A 19,543-nucleotide genomic window follows, 5' to 3' on the forward strand; every position below is an offset into this window, starting at 1 on the left:
TGTTCTGTTAGCTATGTGCTTATAGCTTGCACTTTATCTTACTCGCATTCACATAATGGCAGTAATTGTTGATAGAGCTTTTTAAAGATAACACGGCGGGCCGCGTAATATTGATGGCGTTGTGTATTAGGTAAATGAGTTTGTTCCAGTGGTAATGCAGGCAGTAATTCGGCTAACGGGACATCCGGATTGAGAGCAATTTGGGCCAACCGGGCAGCGCCGAGTGCGGGGCCGACATCACCACCTGTTCGATATTCCAAAGTCTGGCCGCTGATATCTGCCAGCATTTGCCGCCAATAAGGGCTGCGTGCACCACCACCAATTAACGTGACTGATGTGGGCTGCAAACCACTGGCATGCAGGGCATCCATTCCGTCAGCTAAAGCAAATCCGACTCCTTCCAATACCGCACGGGCTAAATCTGCCCGGCGGTGTTGGTGGGTAAATCCCCAAAAGACCCCTTTAGCATTAGGGTTGTTATGGGGGGTTCGTTCGCCGGAAAGGTAGGGTAGGAACCACACGGGAGTGGCGGCTGGTGGTGTATTTTCCACTTCATTAATCAGTGCAGGAACATTCTCGGCGCCGGTGAGTTGGCATGCCCAATCAAGGCAGGATGCGGCGCTCAGCATCACTGACATCAGGTGCCAGGTATTGGGTAAAGCATGGCAAAAACTGTGCACGGCGCTGGCCGGGTTACTCAGAAAGCCATCACTGACGGCAAAATAGACGCCGGATGTCCCCAGCGATAACATTGCCTGCCCGGTTTGATACAAGCCCACCCCGATGGCACCGGCGGCATTATCACCCCCGCCAGCCACCACCGGAACAGGGTTGATCCCCCAACGACGCGCAATATTGGCACTGACATGGCCGGTAATCTGACTGCCTTCGAAGAGGGCGGGCATATGCTGGCGATTTAGGCCGCAGGCCGCCAACATCTCATCACTCCAGTCGCGCTTTGCCACATCGAGCCACATTGTTCCGGCAGCATCTGACATATCACTGGCAAAGTCACCACTGATCAGAAAACGTAGATAATCTTTGGGTAACAATACCTTATCGATGCGATTGAAAATCTCTGGCTCATGTTCTGCCAGCCATTTCAGCTTCGGTGCAGTAAAACCCGGCATCATCAGGTTGCCGGTAATTTGGCGGGATTCGGGTACCGCCTTTTCCAACGCCTGGCACTGGGCAAAACTGCGGCCATCATTCCATAAAATGGCCGGGCGCAGCACCTTATTCTGTTTATCCAGCAAAGTAGCGCCGTGCATTTGGCCCGTCAATCCCAGTGCTTTTACCTGTGTTAAATCATGGTCTGCGGCTAAAGCCTGCATAGCTTGATCAGTGGCTTGCCACCAGTCGGCGGGATTTTGCTCAGACCATAAGGGGTGTGGGCGGGAGACAGATAATGCAGCACCTTGGCTGGCAATAACTTGCCCGTTTTCGGCCAGTAGAATGGCTTTAACGCCGGAGGTGCCCAGATCGATGCCAAGGTACATATATGTTCCTCATATTAATAGGCTATTTTATTGGCAGAGCCTGACGGGGCGACTGCACCGATGGGCGCTCCGACGGCTCACGCCACTTGTATTTTAAATAAATAGGGACCCATTCGGTACATTTCCCCGTCTATTCGCTATGTTGAGATAAATCTTTGCCTATTCGCCGCAGGCATCAAATAAATAAAGCTATCAGCCGAAGATATAGCGGTTAACCCTATTTTCCAGCAGTTCTTGATGCCCGCTTTGGTGATGTGGGTCCAGATTATGTTGCTCGGCATAGGACGCTAAATCTTCCAGCGACATTTTGCCTTTTAGGATTTGTTGCCCCAAATCGCTACTCCAACCGGCATAACGTTTAGCAACCAGCTGATCCAACTGACCATCTTCAATCATTTTTGCTGCAATCTTCAGTGCTAAAGCCATGGTGTCCATTGCCCCAATATGGCCATAGAACAGGTCATATTTATCTGTGCTTTGGCGGCGTACTTTGGCATCAAAGTTCAGCCCACCGGTAGTAAAGCCACCGGCTTTAAGGATTTCAAACATCACCAGCGCATTTTCTTCCACACTGTTCGGGAACTGGTCGGTATCCCAACCTAATTGTGGATCGCCACGGTTAGCATCCACCGAACCGAAAATACCTAATGCAATCGCACTGGCAATCTCATGATGGAAAGAGTGTCCAGCCAAAGTGGCATGGTTAGCTTCAATGTTAACTTTAATCTCTTTTTCTAGCCCAAACTGCTTGAGGAAACCATAAACTGTAGCAACATCATAATCATACTGATGCTTAGTCGGCTCTTGTGGTTTTGGCTCGATCAACAATGTGCCCTGGAAGCCAGTCTTGTGTTTATGTTCGACCACCATTTGCATAAAGCGGCCAATTTGCTCACGTTCTTGCCGTAAATCTGTATTTAACAGTGTTTCATAGCCTTCGCGTCCGCCCCACAACACATAGTTTTCCCCACCGAGTTTTTGGGTGGCATTCATGGCGGTAAAGACTTGGGTTGCCGCCCAGCTAAAAACTTCTGGATCTGGATTGGTCGCCGCCCCGGCACCGTAGCGCGGGTGGGTGAAGCAGTTGGCGGTGCCCCATAATAATTTTACGCCGCTACTTTCTTGCTTCTCAGCTAATACATCAGTCATGACGGCAAAATTATTTAAATATTCTTTTAATGATGCGCCTTCTGGAGAAACATCCACATCGTGGAAGCAGTAATAAGGCACATTCAGTTTATGGAAGAATTCAAAAGCCACATCAGCTTTACGTTTTGCCAAAGCCAATGCATCTCCCGATTGTTGCCATGGGCGCTCAAAGGCATTGCTGCCAAACATATCCGCCCCGCCCCAGCAGAAGGTATGCCAGTAGCAGGCAGCGAACCTTAGGTGATCGGCCATTCGCTTACCAAGGATAATTTCATCCGGATTGTAGTGATGAAATGCCAGTGGGTTAGAGCTCTGGCTGCCTTCGTAACGCACTTGTTCTAATTTATCAAAATAAGATGACATGCAATACTCCTTGGAAGCTGACCCGCATTATCGGGCTGGTGAGCTTTTATCTTCGGAGTTGTTTGTTATTCTCTCAATTACGTTATTTCACACTTAAATTCAGAGAATTATTAATTGTGGAGTAGATCTCATAAATACCCAATTAATTATAAAGAATCACTGGTATTCATTGTCTGGATAACATCTCTTACTGGAATTATGAATTTTGCAGGAAAGAAAACATGATCGTTATCATAAAATTAACATTAAACCAAAAAACATAATTGGCGGACGAAAATCTGTAATTGCCGATGTGCAAATAAGCGACAACAATCCCTATTGCAGTTGATGTTTACCGTTTCTCTTACCCTGCTTGCACAATAAGAAAGGTACCGAAAGATGAAATTTAAGAACATTTTACTCTCCGCATGTGCCGCTCTGGTCATGTTTAGCCAGCCCGGATTCAGTAAAGAAATTAAAATCGGTATGGCAATAGACGATCTTCGCCTTGAACGTTGGCAGAAAGACCGCGATATTTTTGTTAACAAGGCTGAGTCTCTCGGCGCTAAAGTATTTGTTCAATCAGCGAATGGCAATGAAGAAACTCAAATGTCGCAGATTGAGAATATGATTAACCGTGGTGTCGATGTCTTGGTTATTATTCCTTATAACGGGCAAGTATTAAGTAATGTCATCGCCGAAGCAAAACGGGAAGGAATAAAAGTATTAGCTTATGACCGTATGATAAATAATGCTGACATTGATTTTTATATCTCTTTTGATAATGAAAAAGTAGGTGAATTACAAGCTAAAAGTCTGGTTGAACGCGTGCCACAAGGTAATTATTTCCTGATGGGCGGTTCGCCGGTAGACAATAATGCCAAGCTGTTCCGTCAGGGGCAGATGACAGTACTTAATCCATTGATAAAAGAAGGGAAAATAAAGATTGTCGGTGATCAGTGGGTTGATGCCTGGTTACCAGAAAATGCCTTAAAAATCATGGAAAATGCGCTAACAGCTAACAATAACAAAATTGATGCTGTCGTGGCGTCTAATGATGCCACCGCCGGTGGGGCTATTCAGGCGTTAGCAGCACAAGGTTTGGCGGGTAAAGTGGCTATTTCTGGACAGGATGCTGATTTAGCGGCAATAAAGCGTATTGTTGCTGGTACCCAAACTATGACGGTATATAAGCCAATCAGTAAATTAGCCAACGATGCGGCGGAAATTGCGGTAAGTTTGGGTAAAGGCGAAGAGCCAAAAGAAAATAGTAAATTAAATAACGGTATAAAAGATGTTCCTTCTTATTTATTAACGCCGATTCAGGTAGATAAAAATAATATCGACAGCACAATTATTGCAGATGGATTCCACAAGAAATCGGACATTTACTAATTATTTTTTCGTTGCTTAATATATCAGAAGTCATTGGGGTTGTAGCTAATTATGCTGCAACCCCTGGCATAAAAGATATATGGAGGGAATTATGCCCTACCTGCTAGAAATGAAAGAAATTACCAAGCAGTTCGGTGTCGTTAAGGCGGTGGATAATATCAGCCTGACATTGGAAGCCGGGCAAGTATTATCTTTATGTGGCGAAAATGGCTCTGGAAAGTCCACATTAATGAAAGTGTTATGTGGTATTTACCCCGCAGGTTCCTATCAGGGGGAAATAATTTTCTCAGGTGAGATACTTCAGGCAAAAAATATTCGTGAAACCGAACAAAAAGGCATCGCGATAATTCATCAAGAATTAGCATTGGTGAAGCACATGTCTGTGCTGGAAAATATGTTTCTCGGCTCCGAATGGGGGCGTTTTGGCATTATGGATTACGACTCCATGTACCTGCGCTGCCAACGAATGCTGGCCCAGGTCAAACTGGTGGTAGACCCTCATACCCCGGTGGGGGAATTGGGGCTTGGGCAGCAACAATTGGTTGAAATTGCCAAAGCACTGAACAAACAAGTTCGGTTGCTGGTACTGGATGAACCGACCGCTTCTTTGACCGAAAGCGAAACGGCTATTTTGCTGGATATTATCCGTGATCTACGCAATCACGGCATTGCCTGTATCTATATCTCGCACAAATTGAATGAAGTAAAAGCGATATCAGATCATATCTGTGTGATCCGCGATGGCCGCCATATCGGCACTCGCTCTGCGGCGGCCATGAGTGAAGATGACATCATCGCCATGATGGTTGGCCGTGAGCTGAAAGAACTCTATCCACACGAAGCCCACCATATTGGTGAGGAAATTCTGCGCGTGGAAAATATCTGCGCCTGGCACCCGGTAAACCGCCATATCCGGCGAGTGGATGATGTCTCTTTCTCTTTAAAACGCGGGGAGATATTAGGTGTCGCTGGGCTAGTGGGGTCTGGCCGAACAGAAACAGTGCAGTGCTTATTCGGTGTTTACCCTGGTCGCTGGCAAGGCGAGATATTTATTGATGGTAAAGCTGTGACCATCAGTAATTGCCAACAGGCCATGAAACTTGGGATTGCCATGGTGCCAGAAGATCGTAAGAAAGACGGCATCGTACCGGTTATGGGGGTGGGGGCTAATATCACACTGGCTGCGCTAGATGACTTCACCGGCTCTTTCAGTATGTTGGATGATGCGAAAGAACAATCAACTATTGAGCACTCCCTGGCCCGATTAAAGGTGAAAACCTCCTCTTCTGAGTTGGCCATTGCCCGACTTAGTGGGGGTAATCAGCAAAAAGCCATTCTTGCCAAATGCTTGCTACTGAACCCACGAATTTTGATTCTCGATGAACCGACGCGCGGTATCGACATTGGTGCAAAATATGAAATTTATAAACTTATCAATCAACTAGTCCAGCAGGGGATTGCGGTCATTGTGATTTCCTCTGAACTACCGGAGGTCTTGGGATTAAGTGATCGGGTGCTGGTCATGCATCAAGGGCGCATCAAAGCCGATCTCATTAACCATAATCTGACACAAGAGAAGGTCATGGAAGCCGCACTCAGGAGTGAAACCCATGTCGCAAGCTAATCAAACTGAAGTAAACACACCCGAAAATGGCGATAAAAAGCCATTATTCCGACTAAAATCGGTTAATTTACAAGTTTTTGTCATGTTGGCGGCTATTGCCGTGATTATGCTGTTTTTCACTTTTACCACCGAAGGGGCCTATCTCAGCGCCAGGAATATCTCGAATCTACTGCGACAAACGGCGATCACCGGCATTTTGGCGGTGGGGATGGTGTTTGTCATTATTTCGGCCGAAATTGATTTGTCTGTTGGCTCGATGATGGGGTTATTGGGCGGTGCGGCAGCCATTTTTGATGTGTGGCTCGGTTGGCCGCTCCCTCTGACCATTGTAGTCACTCTGGGATTGGGGCTGGTGCTTGGCGCATGGAATGGTTGGTGGGTTGCTTATCGCAAAGTGCCTTCGTTTATTGTCACATTGGCGGGGATGTTGGCTTTCCGTGGCATTTTAATCGGCATCACCAACGGCACGACCGTTTCACCTACCAGTAATGCCATGTCGCAGATTGGGCAAAGTTATCTGCCAAACGGCCTTGGTTTTGGCATTGGCGCAATTGGCCTGATGTTATTTGTTGCCTGGCAGTGGCGTCGACGTAGCCATCGTATCCGGCTGGGCTTGCCTGTTGCCGCGCCACAAGGTGATGTTACTCGCCAAACTATTACCGCAGTTATCGTTCTTGGTGCCATATATTTACTGAATGATTATCGGGGCGTCCCTACTCCGGTATTGATTCTCACGGCATTGATGTTGGCGGGTATTTTTATGGCCACCCGCACCGCATTTGGCCGCCGGATCTATGCTATTGGCGGCAATATCGATGCCGCACGCTTGTCTGGGGTGAATGTGGAACGCACCAAACTGGCGGTATTTGCTATCAACGGGTTGATGGTTGCCATGGCAGGTTTGATTCTCAGTTCACGTCTGGGAGCGGGTTCACCTTCAGCCGGTAATATTGCCGAACTGGATGCGATTGCCGCTTGTGTCATTGGTGGCACCAGCCTGGCGGGTGGGATCGGGAGTGTGGCGGGAGCCGTTATGGGGGCATTTATCATGGCTTCTCTCGACAATGGGATGAGCATGCTAGATGTGCCGACATTCTGGCAGTACATTGTCAAAGGTGCAATTTTGCTGTTGGCAGTGTGGATGGATTCTGCCACTAAACGCCGGGTCTGATCCCATCTTCAAAAAGAGATCAATGCCATACTGCATTGATCTCTTTGTCTGTTATTCCCCCACCTATTTCAGGAGCTATTCCCATGTTTGAGAAACGCTACCGGATAACCTTGTTATTTAATGCTAACAAAGTATACGACCGGCAAGTGGTGGAAGGTGTCGGTGAGTATTTGCAGGCCTCACAGTGCGACTGGGATATTTTTATAGAAGAGGATTTTCGCTGCCGCATTGAGAATATCAGGGATTGGTTAGGCGATGGTGTTATTGCCGATTTTGATGATCGGCAGATAGAGCAGCTGCTGGCGAATGTTGATGTTCCGATTATCGGCGTGGGGGGGTCTTATCATCAGTCAGAGGATTATCCAGCAGTAGATTATATTGCAACGGATAACTCAGCTCTGGTTGAGGCGGCATTTATGCATCTGAAAGAGAAGGGTTTAAACCGTTTTGCTTTTTATGGTTTGCCGGCCAGTAGTGATAAACGCTGGGCGCAGGAGCGAGAGTATGCCTTCCGGCAATTAGTCGCGGCAGAGCAATATCAAGGTGTGGTCTATCAGGGGATGGCCACTGCGCCCGCCAACTGGCAATACACGCAAAATCGGCTGGCGGATTGGGTGCAAACTCTGCCACATCAGACGGGTATTATTGCTGTCACTGACGCGCGGGCGCGGCATTTATTGCAAGTGTGCGAGCATCTGGATATTGCGGTGCCAGAGAAATTGAGTGTGATTGGTATTGATAATGAAGAACTAACCCGCTATTTGTCGCGAGTGGCACTTTCGTCGGTGGTGCAGGGGACGCGGCAGATGGGCTATCGCGCGGCTAAGTTATTGCATCAGCGCCTTAATCAGCGCCAGAAACAACAAGAAGCTGCGCCATTGCAGCGTATTCTGGTGCCTCCGGTGAAAGTGATGGCGCGGCGTTCGACAGATTTTCGCTCATTACGTGATCCGGCCGTGATTCAGGCGATGCACTATATCCGCCATCATGCCTGCAAGGGGATTAAGGTTGAACAGGTGCTGGATGCAGTAGGGATGTCGCGCTCAAATCTGGAAAAGCGCTTTAAAGATGATATTGGGCAGACTATTCATGGTGTTATTCATGAAGAGAAGCTCGATCGGGCGCGCAATTTGTTGGCTGCAACTTCATTACCCATCAATGAAATCTCCCAAATGTGTGGTTATCCATCGCTGCAATATTTCTATTCGGTCTTCAAAAAAGGCTATTCGATCACGCCAAAAGAGCATCGTGATAAATATGGCGAGGTCAGCTATTAGTCGTTTTTAAGCCGCAGGCGATGACATTAGATTCCGCCTGGCGAGGGAATTTATTCATCATGCCTATTGAATGAATAGCACCATATAATAAACACGCTATAATCACCGCCTTACACTCATATCTTCTCTGGAAGATCATCGTCCCCGGTGGGGCGGCTGGACTTCAAATCCAGATGGGGCCGCCAGCGGTCCTTGGCAGGTTCGACTCCTGTGATCTTCCGCCAAAGCCTATCTCTCGCTTTCTCTCTTCGTCAATAAATCCTTTTATAATCCAATGGTTACAATGAAAACAGTCTGTCTGAATCTACCGTGGTCTACTGGTTTCTACCCTGTGCTGGGGGCATAAAAGTACTGCCATTTTAGAGATGCTTTTCTGTCATGATGAATTAAAAGCGGGCAGAGTCACAGATGTTCCTATCCCCGATGTGAAAGATGTTAGGCGATCACTCAGCTCACGAATTTACATTTATTGGTTTCTAGTATTAGTTCACTAACTCTCTCGTAGGGTTATATGTGAATTGTCTTGATGCCTGAGTCCTTGATTATGGGTGATTTATACTAATCTAAATCAATAAATCATCATAAAATCTTCAATAGTACTGATAATAAAGACATGTGCTTAAAAACAGTATTGACATCTGATGTAGAACACGTAGATTGGAATTTAACACCGGTGCAATTAGTAGCGAACTTTTTATTTAGCCGGTGTCCATGTAGCAGATTTAAAATAATGCGATAAAGGTCACGAAATATTTTTTTATGTGAGATTCGTTATGAGTTTACTTATAATTTACTCATGCGATGATGTTTTAAGGTCACGCAGTAAATCTTCATAATCGCATTTTGTGGACGACACGCGATGAGTTAAGGCTTTGTTGTTAATAGTAATGTTCGCGATTTGTGTACTTCAGTATGAGATCGAGAATATCGCGACGAAAGTAAAGCCACGTAACAAAGAGTATATATCGCGAGGGTGATGTACTAATTTAGTCAGTCTTATCAAAAGTATGGCTAAATTTAATAAGTTGGGAATGTTACCATTCAGTTAATATATTGGAGGGCAGAGTTAGTTCTAAACGAAAATATTCCTGTAAAACATGTACATCTTTATAAACAGTACCAAGATAAGTATCACGTTATTAAGTTGATTAATGTTTAATTTTAAATGTGTAGTACCTTAAAAGCCCTGACTAGTGTAGTCGGGGCTTTTATTATTTTGGGGCTTGCGCTGTTATGCCTAATAAAAACAGGGGGATGTATGGAGGTCAGGTTGGCGTCACCTGATGAAGCAGGTCAGTTATGGTTGGTAAGGAATAAGGCCATAAGGCATGGGTGTCGAAATGTGTATGATGAAAAAATATTGATAGCTTGGACACCGGATCAGATGCCTGAGGGATATCCTAAGGCAGTGGCGCGTAATCCATTTTTTGTCATCGATGACCCAGTTAGCCAGCTTGCTGTTGCCACTGGGTTTTTAGATCTCTCATCCGGCAGCGTCGAAGCTATTTTTACATTACCTGAATTTGAAGGCCGCGGTATGGCGTCTTTGATTCTGACTGCCATCAAACAAGAAGCAAAACAGCGGGGTTTTGCAAAGTTAACACTGGCCGCAACACCTAATGCATCGGTATTTTATGAAAAGAATGGATTTATACTCATTGGCGAGAGTTTTTATCCATCCCAATTGGCGCAGGCCAACTTGAGATGTATGGATATGGTCTGTTATTTATAGTGTTGTGGGCCTGCTTTGACTTAATAAGCCGTCTCAAGAAATATCAGCAACAGAGGCTCTGGCAATTAACCTACCAGTCACGGCATGCCCTTCAGGAACAAAAATGGGATGCTGTTCAATTAGGCCGCGTATGCGTTGCAGGCAATTTTCTAATAACTGTTCTGAAGGATAGGAAATACAAGTTAGCGGCGGGTAAAGCAGCGAGGCCAGCGGAGAGTCTTCCAGACTTAGCAATGAAACCTCCTGTGGCACGACAATGTTAAATTCACGCATCAGGCGCATAGCTTCAGCGGCATAACTATCGCGTTTTACAATAATGACTGAATAACGGGTAAAGCTGTTAATTAGAGTCAGTAAGGCTTGCTCTACGTTATTTTTTGCGGCTAACAATAACTGCCGGTTAAAAGGCAGTGAGAAGTTTTGCAATACGTTACGGTAACCCTCTACCATCTGGCGGCTGGCATCATCATCTTCATTATCAATGAGTAACGCGATATTTCTATGGCCTTTACCAATCACGTATCGGCAGGCACTTTCTGTTGCAAACGCATAGTCATAGCCGCGACTGTCTGCCCCGGTAACAGCAAACTGATCGAATGCAATGACGTTCTGCGGCGCGTTAGCGCTGAGTTTCCCCAAGACGACAACAGCCACACATTGATGTTGGAGTTCCTCGATAAACATTTGTTGTTCAGTGTCGTCATTAACATACTGAACAATAAGTGTTTTATTGAGATTTTTCATTGCGCGAGATAGCTGTGGCAATAGAATGGCAGAAAGCTCTGCTTCACAAGTCGGTAGTACAATGCCAACGTAGCTGGAAGTCTGGCTGGCCAGACTTTGGGCGGCAAAACTCGGACGATAATTGAGTTGCTCGACAGCACGTAATACTGCTTCCCGACTTTCGTCGCGCACACCACGTGTTCCGGTAAGAACGCGCGATACCGTGGCTCTGGAAACATTGGCTAACTTGGAAACATCATCGATTGTTGGCATTGCGTCTTCTGCGTAACGATTTTCCCATTATAGTAGCATAAATAACCGAGATAATTGTTCACAGTGTTGCCACTCCTGGCTCTGCTATATCTGTTTATTTATCTGCAATATAGGCAGCCATGCAGCCCCGCGTACTCCACTGGAGTCACCGAATTTAGCTTTCAGAATAGTTGTGCGGCAATCACTTGAGAAAATATATTCCCTGATGACACTGGGCAAATCGTCGTAAAGACTCGCCACGTTAGATAAACCTCCGCCGATGACAATGGCATGAGGGTCTAGCGTATTAATAACAGCCGCAAGACTGCGGGCAAAGGCATCGATAAAATGATGGTAATGTGCCAGCGCGCGGGGTTCTTTTTCTCGGGCGGCGGCGATAATATCTTCGGCGCTGAGTTGCATGTGCCACTGTTGATTAAAACGTTGTGCAAAACCTGTCCCTGAAATAAAACTTTCAACACAGTTTTTCTGACCACAATAACACTGCTGCGCTATACCATCTTGCTCCGTCATAAATCCGGGGAGCGGGTTGTGACCCCATTCTCCGGTAATGGCATTTGGCCCTGAAAGCAGTTTTTTATTCACCACGATACCACCACCACAACCGGTACCCACTATTACACCAAATACTGTGTTATAGCTGGAACCGGCGCCATCTACAGCCTCAGAAAGAGTAAAACAGTCAGCATCATTTGCGAGAAAAACGGGTTGCTTTAAATGCTGAGTTAAATCCCCGGTTAAATCCTGGCCATTCAGTACCAGGCAATTACAGTTTTTAATTAAGCCACTTACTGGATCGATTGTGCCTGGCAGCCCAATACCGAGTGTAAATTCACTACTAGTTTTATTCTTTATTTCATTAATAAAAAAGATCAGGTTATCTATAAAACTTTGATAACTCTCTTTGCGAGTTGGGCGGCGTTCACGTAGTTGTATTTCTCCATGAGAATCTAATAATACTGCTTCAATTTTAGTGCCGCCAATATCCAGTCCGAGATGAAACATATTAACCTCACAGAGAACTTAAAAAAATGGTCAGAGAGGGTATGCCTCTCTGACTTATAACATGAAATTTGAACTATTATTGTCTGGTGCGGTAAAGGTCGATCAGTTCAGTCACTAATTCTTTTGCCAGGATTGAAGTCATTAAATGATCCTGAGCATGAACCATTACCAGTGTCATTTTGGTTTTTCCTTCACCTTCATCAGCTTCAATGAGTTTGGTTTGTACCAAATGGGCCTGTTTAGCGTAATATTCAGCTTCTTTCATTTTGTCATCGGCATCCGCGAAGTTATTTTCTTTAGCGCTACGTAACGCTTCATAGCATAGGCTTCGTGACTGACCGGCATTAATAATAATGCCCATAACCTGTTCTTCTAATTCCATTAATGACCTCGGTGGTATCGTAATTGTAATTTATGCCGCGCCTGTTTGTGCGGTTGTATTATGTTCTGTGGTTTTGTCTGTTTCCTGTTCCAATAACTGCTTTTCATAAGCCTTGAGGAATGGGAAATACATAACAGCAGAGGTTGCCATGCATATCAGGCACAAAATGACCGGGCTAAACGTCCAGTTGGCAGCCCATGAAGCACCGATTGGTGCAGGGGTTGTCCAAGGTGTCATTTGAACTACTCGGGAGACCAAATCAAAATCCAGTGCGAAGTAGGCGAGTGTGGCGTTGACCATAGGCACGAGTACAAACGGAATAAAGAACAATGGATTCATAATGATAGGGGCGCCGAACAAAATAGGCTCATTGATATTGAACATGCCTGGCACAATACCCATTCGGCCAATTGTGCGTAGATGAACTGCTTTGCTGCGCATGAGTAGCAATGCTAGTGGTAGTGTGGAACCCACGCCGCCAATAAGCAGATAGTGATCCCAGAATCCCTGCACATAGATGTGTGGAATAGCCTGACTAGCCGCCATTGCCGCCTGGTTTACAGACAGATTTGCCATCCAGAATGGGTTCATAATACCTGTGACAATCAGTGCGCCGTGAATACCGGCAAACCATAATACTTGGCAAACCAGTACCGAGATTAAAATAGCAGGTAGGGTATCAGAGGCTGCAACCAAGGGTTTTACCAGCGACATAATAGCTTCAGGAATAATCATTCCCAATTGCGCTTCAATAAATAAATTAAGTGGGTGCAGAGTCAGGATGACCGCTAGAACAGGAATTAAAATCTCAAATGAGCGAGCAACACCGGTTGGAACTTCAGGTGGCAGACGGATAGTAATATTATGACGCTTGAGAAAGGCATAAAGTTCAGTGGAATAGATAGCGACCAGAATAGCGGTAAAAATCCCCTGGCCAGAAAAATAAGCTGTGGATATTTGTCCGTCTCTTAAGGGGGCAGCAACCAATAAGAATGCCATCAGCGATAACATGCCCGAAGTTAAAGGATCGAGATTATGGTGGCGCGCTAAACTCGCTGCGATCCCAACTGCAATAAATAGGGTCATGATCCCCATGCTGAAATTAAAAGGCAGCATTAAGCTGGCACGATGTTCTAATGAAAATTGCAACCAGGCGCGAGCGAATCCCCAAGTTGTATCAGGCGAGAAAGGTGGAAATATAAAAACTAACATGAATGAACCAACAATCATGAAAGGGAGTGCGGCAATAAATCCATCACGAATGGATGTAACATATTTCTGCTGACCTATTGCGCCCGCCATTGGCGTGATTTTCTGTTCAATCACGTCGATTAATTTACTGTACAGAGAACCCATGGCTTATCCCTTATTTGTTATTATCAATTAGTGAAAGGGCAAAATCTAAAACCGCAGCACCTTTTTGCATGCCGTAATCCATCATATTGATGGGTTCGACTTTAATGCCGTATGCATTGGCTTTATTCTGTAGATCATGTTGCATATATTTCACCTGTGGCCCTAATAAAACGACCTGATAATCACCAACGTTCTGTTCAAACTCCACGACACCGAAAGCCTTAATATCAACTTCAAGATTTCTTTTCTCCGCTTCCTCAACCATTTTCTTTACCAGCATGCTGGTAGACATTCCCGCAGAACAACAAAGCATGATTTTTTTCATGGGTAGCTCCGAAATAAATAACGACAGTGATAACGAGCGGACTATAGCCATGATGGAAATAAACGGAAAGCGCTTTCCGTTTATGGATCATTTAAATGTGAGCCTGATCACCAGATGGAGGCTTTCGCTTTGCTGTGATGTACGCCATCATCCTTCCATAAAACAGCCCCAGAAAGGTTCCACCATGAATATCCAGATCATGAATGTTGCCGTCGCTCTGATTGAGCAGCGCCTGACTCCCTTTGCCAATATGCTTACCCGCAACCATCACATCACGGCTATGCGCGACAGCTTTGCTCTGGCAATGCCCTTTGTGATCGTAGGTAGCTTGATGGTTCCACTGATTTTTCCGCCATTTTCTATCAATATTGATGGCCGCTTCGGGACGTGGTATTTGCTTTTTCGGCCAATACTGATGCCTATCTTTGAACTAACATTAGGCCTGATCTCGTTGATTATTGCCTTTGGTGCCAGTGCCAGCCTGGCTAAGCAATATCGACTACCTGAACGGCTTGCTGGGCTCACTGGCTGCCTGGCTTTTCTGATGTTTATTGGGTTCAAAGAGGGCACCGCACCCAATATATTTTTAAGTGGGATGGGGATGTTTACTGCCTTGTTCTCAAGTTTTTATTCCATTGAAATAATAAGATTTTTCTATAAAAAAGGTTGGTGCATACGCTTACCTCAGGAAGTCCCTCTGATGACGCGTAATAGCTTTCAGTTATTGGTCCCGCTATTGGTCATTATGTTGTCCATTAGCGTGATGAATACGCTATTGCAGCTTTCGACAGGAATGATGTTACCGAATCTGATCAGTGAAGCACTCCGCCCGTTAATCATTGCCTCTGATACTCTGACAGCTATTTTGATTTCCTTACTTATTTGCCAGTTATTGTGGTTTGTTGGTATTCACGGCGCACTGATTGTCACAGGTATTATGAACCCATTTTGGATGACATATTTAGTTGAAAATCAAGAGGCTCTGGCTAATGGTGTGATCCAGCTACCCCATATTTATTTACAAGGATTCTGGGATTTTTACTTATTAATTGGCGGCATTGGCTCAACATTGCCGCTGGTTTTTATGGCGATGCGCAGCCGCTCCAGCCAGCTCAAAAGTGTTGGAAAAATTGGTTTGATTCCCTCGCTGTTTAATATCAATGAACCCATTTTATTTGGTTTTCCAATTATTCTTAACCCTGTGTTTTTATTGCCATTTATTGGTGTTCCGATGATCAATGCCTGCATTGCCTGGTATCTTACTCATCTAGGGGTATTGGACAGAGCGGTTGCTATGTTGCCCTGGTCTATGCCCTCACCCTTAGGCGCTGCATGGGCTGCGAACGGCAGTTGGAAAAACATGTGTATGTGCTTGTTTGCCATCTTCAACTCCTGGATGTTATATCGCCCTTTCTTTTGTGTGTATGAAAAGCAACTTGCTGATTTAGAAAGTAAATAATAGATACTGTTTTCTCGCCATTGATGTGCTTACCCGTTGTTAGGGTTGGCACTCCCCGCCCTCTACAACTAAAAATGCGACTCCAATCACAATTCTAAGGGGATTACTGGCTAATTTGTGACTTGATCCGGCAAATACGGAAAGCGCTTTCCGTTATTGGATGTACATTTCCGTTTCTATTCCGTAAATTTCCCGACGCGTTATTCAGATGCTATTCCAATCAAAAAAAACACAAGGGAAATTATGAAAAGTCTGAACCAATTAATGCCTCTGTCTTTGCTCATCCTGACGGCCATGAGTCATCAGGCCAGTGCAGAAAAATATGATTTCGCGTTACATGGTTATATTCGCTCTGGCATTTTGGCTAATAGCGATGGTAACCGTGTCGATTCTGTTGGCTTGATGCCTGATGGGAAATGGCGTCTTGGTAACGAAGATGATACGAAAATTGAATTAGTTCCGCGGGTTACGCTGACATCAGACTCTGGTGCAGTGGCCAAAATTCAGGCCAATATCACCCATCAAAGTAAATGTACCTCTGACTGGAACTGTCTGGATGAAGATGGCAAGGCAGTACAATTTCGTGAAGGTTATGTCGAAATGACTAACCTCGACTTTGCTCCTGAAGTGGCTTTTTGGGGCGGAAAACGCTACAGCAGTTCCAACACCTCAAGCCATCAGTTTGACTGGGAATATATTCAATACAACGGGACTGGGGGCGGGTTCGATAACCTGGACTTAGGCTTCGCACGTTTTGATGCTGGTATCTACGCTTTTACTCCAACCGATGAAAGCAAAGCATTCCCGGTGGATAAAAGTGATCAGGGCTACCCCGATGATTATTCCCTGAACCTATGGTTGAAGAAGATTGGTGGGTCTCCCATTGACCTGGAAGTGGTCGGTCATCACATGAATAACAGCGAAAAACATGTGGATGCGGCGGAAAAAGGTTATGGCTTCACGGGTATTTATAATTTCGACGGATTTTATGGCGTCGCTGGCGGATATTCCAAATTCGTTGTGCAGTATGGTCGAGGGCTGGCCGCGGGGGATTCTTTGGGTAAGAACGGCTGGGGGTGGGCCAACCTGGAAGATACTCAATCCTGGCGAGTGGTGCTTGACGGGGTGGCCTCACTGGGTGAATGGGATATTGCTACCTTTGCCTACTACCAAAAAGATAAAAACTACCGTTGGTGGAGCAGTGATGAGAAAGGTTGGGGGCGGACAAGCTGGGTTGCCGGAGTTCGTCCTTATCAGCAAATTACCAAACACTTCGCTATGCAATATGAAGTGGGTTATGAGTATTTGGATGATGACAACTACAAAGGTGTTGATGGCAAAGGAAAAGGTGGCTTAACCAAAGTCACTATTGCCCCAACATTGACTTTCGATTCCGGATTCTGGAGCCGCCCACAACTGCGCGTTTTTGCCACTTATGCCAAATGGGATAAAGGCGTATCTGATGCCCTTGATGGCAATTACAACTGGGACACCAATAGTATCAGCGCCGGAGGTTATAGCCGTAGTGGGAAAACCGACACGCTGAACTTTGGTATTCAAGCTGAAGTGTGGTTCTAAGGGGCGAATGATGAAAATTATCCGAAGAAAAACGCTGTTGCTATCCCTGTTATCAGCATTGGCAAGCACGGGTGTGATGGCGGCTGAACAGTCTCATTTTGAGCACTTTATTACTCGTCAGGGCGCGGAGTTAATGGAGGGAGACAAGACCTTCCGGTTTGCCGGGATTCATGCGCCTGAATTACACCGCATTGAAGATGATGCTCGTGGCACCTGTAAAGCGGATCCGCGAGGGTGGGGGCAATATTTTAAATGGCCGACTGCTCAAGAGCAGGAAAATTGGATCAAGGCGATGGTAGCAACTGGTGCGAAAGCCCAGCGCGTCTACGTACTATCAGTTCAGCAGGAGAATGATAAAGGCTGCGGACGTGAAACTCATATTCTGGCACCTTCCACACCGGATGGTATGCCACGGCTGAACGAAAAAGCGATGACGGTTTATGACAACATGATAGCCGAAGCTGATAAGCAAGGGCTGCGGCTTATCTTGCCGTTTATTGACCACTGGTGGTGGTGGGGAGGTCGAGAACAATTAGCTGCGTTTTATCACGAAAAACCTGAGGCATTTTACGATACCTCCAGCAAAACCTATCAGGCTTATAAAGATGTTATCCGTCAGGTTATTACCCGAACCAATACGGTTACTGGCCGCCCCTATTATGATGAAAAAGCCATTATGGCTTGGGAAACGGGTAACGAACTGGAGGATACCAACGCGGCCTTTTTGCACGAAACGGCCGCGTGGATTAAAAAGTTGGCTCCGCATCAATTAGTGGTCGATGGCACTTATAAGAAGATTAATGATTTCTCAGTTAATGATCCGAATGTCGATATCGTCAGCAATCACTATTACACCAACGCTGGCAATAACCACCCGGATCAGGTGAAGAAAGACTTAACGGCTATCGGTGGCAAAAAAGTTTATCTGGTGGGCGAGTTTGGTCTTCTGGACAGCAGTGAACTAAATAGCATTATGCAGTCTATTGTTCACACCGATGTTAATGGTGCCAAGGCCGCAGGGGGCTTTATCTGGGGCTTCCGTGGGCATCGCCAGGATGGGGGATTTTACTGGCACAAAGAGTACACCGGCCACTACAGTTATCACTTACCTGGCTTCCCTGAAGGAAAGGTAAATCAGGAAATGGATGTGGTGAATCTGGTGCGTACTGCTTCTGCACAGATGTCCGGGCTTGATAAGGCCCCGCCATTGCCAGTACCCGATGCACCACAGTTACACGCTAGCCAATCACCATTCGCAATTAATTGGATGGGGGCCGCTGTTGGCCGTAGTTATGACGTAGAGCGCGCAGACAGTGAAAATGGCCCATGGAAAGTAGTAGGTCATGACATTTCTGACGGTATTCAGGCGTGGGACCCAGCCAAAATGGACTTGTTCCGCGATGATTATTCTACTTTGACATTAGGTAAAACCTACTATTACCGAGTAGTAGCCAAGAACGAATCCGGCAAATCTGCTCCGTCCAACGTTATCAGCATTACCCATCACCAGAAAAATCAGGCTCCGGTTATCGAGCTGAATGATAAGGCGACGACCACACAGGATAAGGGAATCGGCCTTGATGCTCGTTGGCAGGACGATAACTTGCCCGGCCATGGTGTGAGTGTGAAATGGACGAGTAGCGGCAAGCACCAGGCACATTTTTGTCACGATGATCAGGCCTCCACTCGTGTTTGGTTCCCAGCGGCAGGGAATTACTCACTGACCTTTACTGCGGATGATGGGTTACTAAAAAGCCGCAAAGTGGTTGAGGTTGCGGTGAGTAAAGCAACCGCTAAAGCGCCAGCGGACTACTGCAATTTTGCCAGCTCACAACTCGGTATTAACGACGGCAAAGTGAATGTGGTGAAGAGTGATGAAAACCAGCTTGCCACCGGAGATGATGGGTTCCTCGGGCCGTTTGTCAACGAAGGCGATAAAGTCTCCTGGCATATTAATGCGCCATGGGACGGTGCATACAAACTGCATATTTTCTTTAATGGTAAATGGGGCGGTAAGAAAAACTCGATTCAGGTAAACAGTGATAATCCACTACAAATTGAATTCCCGGAAACCGATGAAAAAGGTCAGGAAATGGTGGTGCCGGTACAACTAAAACAGGGGGAGAACACCCTTGGTTTTGGTAAGTTTTCCGGTGACTGGGGCTATATGTTCATTAAGTCCATGCAGGTGACAGCAGAGTAGTTTTTTTCGCTGCGCCTTCACTGGCGCAGCCTTTTCAGGTGCCAGGCACC

The 19,543-nt window shown here is 46.0% G+C and carries 15 protein-coding genes and 1 tRNA gene; 9 read left to right on the top strand and 7 right to left on the bottom strand.

The features are described 5' to 3' along the window. Positions 1-38: 38 nt before the first annotated feature. Entirely contained in the window at positions 39-1,499 is a 1,461-nt protein-coding gene (gene xylB / locus QSV56_RS15500) for a xylulokinase (RefSeq protein ID WP_301212969.1), read from the bottom strand. A 192-nt stretch (positions 1,500-1,691) separates the two neighbouring features. Continuing rightward, positions 1,692-3,011: a xylose isomerase gene (xylA, locus tag QSV56_RS15505; protein ID WP_019084159.1), complete on the bottom strand. Its 1,320-nt coding sequence runs from the start codon at positions 3,009-3,011 to the stop codon at positions 1,692-1,694. Between the two features lie 378 nt (positions 3,012-3,389). Here xylA and xylF point away from each other — a divergent pair, with 378 nt between their 5' ends. The 6 genes from xylF (at position 3,390) to QSV56_RS15535 (ending at position 10,189) form a co-directional block, all read left to right on the top strand. After that, on the top strand, positions 3,390-4,385 hold the full coding sequence (xylF, locus tag QSV56_RS15510) for a D-xylose ABC transporter substrate-binding protein (protein ID WP_050132174.1): 996 nt from the start codon (positions 3,390-3,392) through the stop codon (positions 4,383-4,385). Between the two features lie 91 nt (positions 4,386-4,476). Then, the gene (locus QSV56_RS15515; protein WP_050298741.1) at positions 4,477-6,009 is read left to right on the top strand and encodes a xylose ABC transporter ATP-binding protein; all 1,533 of its coding nucleotides are present in this window, start codon (positions 4,477-4,479) and stop codon (positions 6,007-6,009) included. Further along, complete coding sequence (gene xylH, locus QSV56_RS15520) at positions 5,996-7,180, top strand: xylose ABC transporter permease XylH (RefSeq protein ID WP_019081420.1); 1,185 nt, start codon at positions 5,996-5,998, stop codon at positions 7,178-7,180. The genes QSV56_RS15515 and xylH overlap by 14 nt, the downstream gene beginning before the upstream one ends. Positions 7,181-7,263: 83 nt before the next feature. Further along, the gene (gene xylR, locus QSV56_RS15525; RefSeq protein ID WP_019081419.1) at positions 7,264-8,457 is read left to right on the top strand and encodes a D-xylose utilization transcriptional activator XylR; all 1,194 of its coding nucleotides are present in this window, start codon (positions 7,264-7,266) and stop codon (positions 8,455-8,457) included. A gap of 129 nt (positions 8,458-8,586) precedes the next feature. After that, positions 8,587-8,681 (top strand) — tRNA-Sec (locus QSV56_RS15530). A 1,034-nt stretch (positions 8,682-9,715) separates the two neighbouring features. Next, complete coding sequence (locus QSV56_RS15535) at positions 9,716-10,189, top strand: GNAT family N-acetyltransferase (RefSeq protein ID WP_026018329.1); 474 nt, start codon at positions 9,716-9,718, stop codon at positions 10,187-10,189. A gap of 33 nt (positions 10,190-10,222) precedes the next feature. Here the strand turns inward: QSV56_RS15535 and QSV56_RS15540 are convergent, their stop codons facing one another. The 5 genes from QSV56_RS15540 to QSV56_RS15560 form a co-directional block, all read right to left on the bottom strand. Next, a complete protein-coding gene (locus tag QSV56_RS15540; protein ID WP_019084155.1) occupies positions 10,223-11,185 on the bottom strand; it encodes a LacI family DNA-binding transcriptional regulator in 963 nt (320 codons plus the stop codon). Positions 11,186-11,269: 84 nt separating this feature from the next. Then, on the bottom strand, positions 11,270-12,190 hold the full coding sequence (locus QSV56_RS15545) for an ROK family protein (RefSeq protein WP_019081416.1): 921 nt from the start codon (positions 12,188-12,190) through the stop codon (positions 11,270-11,272). Between the two features lie 76 nt (positions 12,191-12,266). Then, positions 12,267-12,572, bottom strand: coding sequence for a PTS lactose/cellobiose transporter subunit IIA (locus QSV56_RS15550; protein WP_019081415.1), 306 nt, complete (start codon positions 12,570-12,572; stop codon positions 12,267-12,269). Positions 12,573-12,602: 30 nt separating this feature from the next. Then, the gene (locus QSV56_RS15555; protein WP_019081414.1) at positions 12,603-13,928 is read right to left on the bottom strand and encodes a PTS cellobiose transporter subunit IIC; all 1,326 of its coding nucleotides are present in this window, start codon (positions 13,926-13,928) and stop codon (positions 12,603-12,605) included. 10 nt (positions 13,929-13,938) lie between these two features. Next, the gene (locus QSV56_RS15560) at positions 13,939-14,253 is read right to left on the bottom strand and encodes a PTS sugar transporter subunit IIB (protein ID WP_019081413.1); all 315 of its coding nucleotides are present in this window, start codon (positions 14,251-14,253) and stop codon (positions 13,939-13,941) included. Positions 14,254-14,437: 184 nt separating this feature from the next. Here QSV56_RS15560 and QSV56_RS15565 point away from each other — a divergent pair, with 184 nt between their 5' ends. The 3 genes from QSV56_RS15565 to QSV56_RS15575 all read left to right on the top strand — a co-directional run bounded on the left by QSV56_RS15565 (position 14,438) and on the right by QSV56_RS15575 (position 19,493). Continuing rightward, complete coding sequence (locus QSV56_RS15565; RefSeq protein ID WP_019081412.1) at positions 14,438-15,712, top strand: PTS cellobiose transporter subunit IIC; 1,275 nt, start codon at positions 14,438-14,440, stop codon at positions 15,710-15,712. 243 nt (positions 15,713-15,955) lie between these two features. Next, positions 15,956-17,290: a carbohydrate porin gene (locus QSV56_RS15570; protein WP_019081411.1), complete on the top strand. Its 1,335-nt coding sequence runs from the start codon at positions 15,956-15,958 to the stop codon at positions 17,288-17,290. A 10-nt stretch (positions 17,291-17,300) separates the two neighbouring features. Beyond that, on the top strand, positions 17,301-19,493 hold the full coding sequence (locus QSV56_RS15575) for a CBM35 domain-containing protein (RefSeq protein WP_050335319.1): 2,193 nt from the start codon (positions 17,301-17,303) through the stop codon (positions 19,491-19,493). Positions 19,494-19,543 lie beyond the last annotated feature (50 nt).

This window comes from Yersinia sp. 22-579 (genome assembly GCF_030433455.1).
Classification (GTDB): Bacteria; Pseudomonadota; Gammaproteobacteria; order Enterobacterales; family Enterobacteriaceae; genus Yersinia; species Yersinia enterocolitica.